Below are 3,175 nucleotides of genomic sequence, written 5' to 3'. Positions count from 1 at the left end.
AGCGGTCTTTTATCGTACTGCTCCCTTCCGGGGTACAAAGTCTTATAATGCCCAAGCAAAACAGGTTCCTGACGAACAAAAAGACTTTCACTATGGCATTCTTTATGCGGATGTTTTCCCCGTGGGTACTGCGGGAATTCCGCCGACGTTGTTAATGGATGATATGTATCATTTTTTACCACAATATCTGATTGATTACTATCAGCAAAACTGCCGGGGGGAAGACGATATTTTGATTCAATTGGGGATTAGTTTCCAGCGCTCGATGTATAATGTTACTTCAGCAGTTATTCAAGCTCTACGCACTGCTTTACTCTATCCCCTCGACGATCCTAATCCCAAACATTTACTTAAAAATCGTCAATTCTTTGAGGCACAAATGGACAGATTTAAACGCCCCGAAGCGCGTCTTAGAGATATCCAAAGTCCTAATTATCGTTGAGGTTTTTGGGTTATTTTTCTGGTGGGTTTATCGCCCACCTTTTTTTGATTATGAGATAACCGACACCCAATGTCATACTAATACTAAATCCCTTGAGTAACCCACAGAAAACGGGTTTTTCCGAGAAACTGGTTTTCTACTCGTATTTAATAGCCAGATTTAGTATTAAGTACCTAAGCAAAATTAATTACACATTTCGATAAAGCTTTTGCCTCTTGCCTTCGTTAAAACCACCCACTTAATAGGATAGTTACAGAACGTAAAAATTGGCTAATTCAGGAGTTATTATTATGCTAGACCAAATGATGAAGATGTTAGAAGGGCAACAAATAGGCCCCTATCGTCTTAATAAGTTTCTCGGTGCGGGTGGTTTTGGTGGTGTATTTCATGCTAGTGAAATGGTCAGAAATACATCGGTCAAAGAAGTTGCCATTAAAGTTATCCCCGAAAGTAGCGATGATAAATTAATTGAGTTAACAAATTCCAGAAAGTTAGAACATCCTAATTTAATTAAGAGTTATGCGGTGGGGGAATTTACTTTTCTCAATACAGAGATGCTTTATTTAGTGATGGAATTGGCACAGGGTAGCCTAGAAAATCACATTGCCAAAGGCAGTTTGTCAGCGGATGAGATTAAAAATATTACTGCTCAAGTCGCCCAGGGCTTAAATTATCTTCATCGACAAAATAAAGTCCATCGAGATTTAAAACCGGGTAATATCCTCAAGGTTAATCAACAATACAAGTTAGCAGATTTTGGCTTAATTAGAACCTTAAATAACAAAAGCCACACTCAAACCGTCCACAATACCGGTACAATTATTTATATGCCTCCCGAAGCCTTTAGGGGTGATATTTCATCAGCTTGGGATCTGTGGTCATTAGGTATTATGTTAATCCAAATGACGACTAATCAACTTCCCTATAAGTTTAATAATGACAATAATCAATTAATGGTAAAGGTGATAAATTGTGAGCTACAAATCCCTAGTTTACCGAAAGAGTTTAAACCGATTATTGAAGGGTGTTTGCAAAAAGATAGAAGACAAAGATGGACAGCACAACAGGTTTTAAATGCCTTACAAGCACTCAAAAAGCCTGTTTCACCAATACCCCTAATTGTTTCACCTACTCCATTTACCGAAAACCTACCCAATCGAGTCACACTAGAGATGGTGAGCTTACCAGCAGGTCAATTTCTCATGGGATCCCCTGATAGTGATCCCGATGCTTGGGATGCTGAAAAGCCTCCACACCAAGTTAAAGTCAACAGTTTTGCGATTGGTAAATATCCAGTGACTCAGGCACAATATGAAGCGGTAATGGGAAAAAATCCCTCTCATTTTAAAAACAACTCTTGGTTGAAAAATAATCTGCAAAATCCGGTAGAACAGGTTAGTTGGAACGATGCTCAAGCCTTTTGTCAGAAATTGAGTCAAATAACAGGAAAAACCTATCGCTTACCGACAGAAGCGGAATGGGAATATGCTTGTCGTGCGGGGACTACTACTCGCTATTATTTCGGTGATGATGCTAGTCAGTTAGGAGATTACGCTTGGTATGACGGAAATTCTCAGAAGACAACTCATCCTGTGGGCCAGAAAAGGCCCAATGCTTGGGGACTGTATGACATGATTGGCAATGTTTGGGAGTGGTGCGAGGACAATTGGCACGATAACTATATCGGAGCGCCAAAGGATGGCAGTGCTTGGCTGACAAATGATAATGATTATCCAATAGTGCGGGGCGGTTGTTGGTACAACGGTCCGGATGGCTGCCGTTCGGCTTACCGCTTCCTCAACCCCCGCCGCGACGGCCTCAGCAACAGCTACGGTTTTCGGGTGGTGTGCGGTGCTGAGAGGACTCTGTAACCCTTTTTCCCTTTTTTTCCCTTTTTACCCTTTTTCTCTTTTTCCCGCCGCTAGGCGGGTCGATTTTTTTTGTGAGATTTTTAATGGCTTCCATTACTTACTGTTAATATCTCAGATGAACAGTTGAAGACTTAATTAGAGTTTGCATAGAAGATTCGATTTTCAATTTCTGTCGATGGCGTTTGGAACAAGGGGTTAAGGCTTGTGTTCGATGCCATCAAATCATTACAGATATGCCAATAATCCCAGATGATAGAGAATAGATATTTCCGAAAATTAAATATGCGTAACCTGAAACCCTTGGTAGGGACAATTCATGAATTGTCCCTACATTTTCGGAGTAAAATTCATAAATTGTCCCTACATTTTCGGAGTAAAATTCATGAATTGTTCCTACGTTTTCGGAGTAAAATTCATGAATTGTTCCTACGTTTTCGGAGATGTCTAATGATGATACAGCTAGTCTCTCTGCTATAGTACAAAAGTCGTTTAGCATGATACGCTATCTAACCTTAGTGCGATCGCATTGAACTTTTCCTATTCCCCTTGAGTTGCTTGTCTAACCTGTTCGATCTCTAATTCTAAAGCTTGTGCTATCTGTTCAAAGTTTAATCCTAAGGCCAATAAACGAGGAATAGAGGCTAATTTTGCCGCTAATTCGCCTTCTTGTCGGCCTTCCTCTCTACCTTCCTCTCTACCTTCCTCTCTACCTTCCTCTCTACCTTCTTCTAAAGCTTCCTGATACACTTTAGTTTGTTTTAAATCACTTAAACTAAACATCGCTTCTATCTCCTTTCTACTGACTTGGGGTAACTTATAAACCAAAATTGTCTCTATCAATTCTAAAAGTTCTTGCTGTTGT

General features: G+C 40.1%; 3 protein-coding genes. 2 read left to right on the top strand and 1 reads right to left on the bottom strand.

From position 1 onward, the window contains the following. Both PX484_RS23430 and PX484_RS23425 read left to right on the top strand, forming a co-directional pair. Positions 1–442: CO2 hydration protein (locus PX484_RS23430; RefSeq protein WP_288105805.1), on the top strand; the 442-nt coding region annotated here is incomplete at its 5' end. 290 nt (positions 443–732) lie between these two features. Further along, positions 733–2,313 (top strand): SUMF1/EgtB/PvdO family nonheme iron enzyme, encoded by a 1,581-nt coding sequence (locus tag PX484_RS23425; RefSeq protein WP_287767790.1) that lies wholly within the window; start codon positions 733–735, stop codon positions 2,311–2,313. Between the two features lie 537 nt (positions 2,314–2,850). Here the strand turns inward: PX484_RS23425 and PX484_RS23420 are convergent. Beyond that, positions 2,851–3,175 (bottom strand): DUF2887 domain-containing protein (locus PX484_RS23420; RefSeq protein ID WP_287712921.1); only part of this gene is annotated, 325 nt, incomplete at its 5' end.

The sequence above is a fragment of the Microcystis sp. M49636_WE2 genome (assembly GCF_030065375.1).
In the GTDB taxonomy this organism is placed as follows: Bacteria; Cyanobacteriota; Cyanobacteriia; order Cyanobacteriales; family Microcystaceae; genus Microcystis; species Microcystis aeruginosa_C.
The sequence above is the reverse complement of the archived record's forward strand: the minus strand, read 5'-3'. Positions and strand labels throughout refer to the sequence as shown.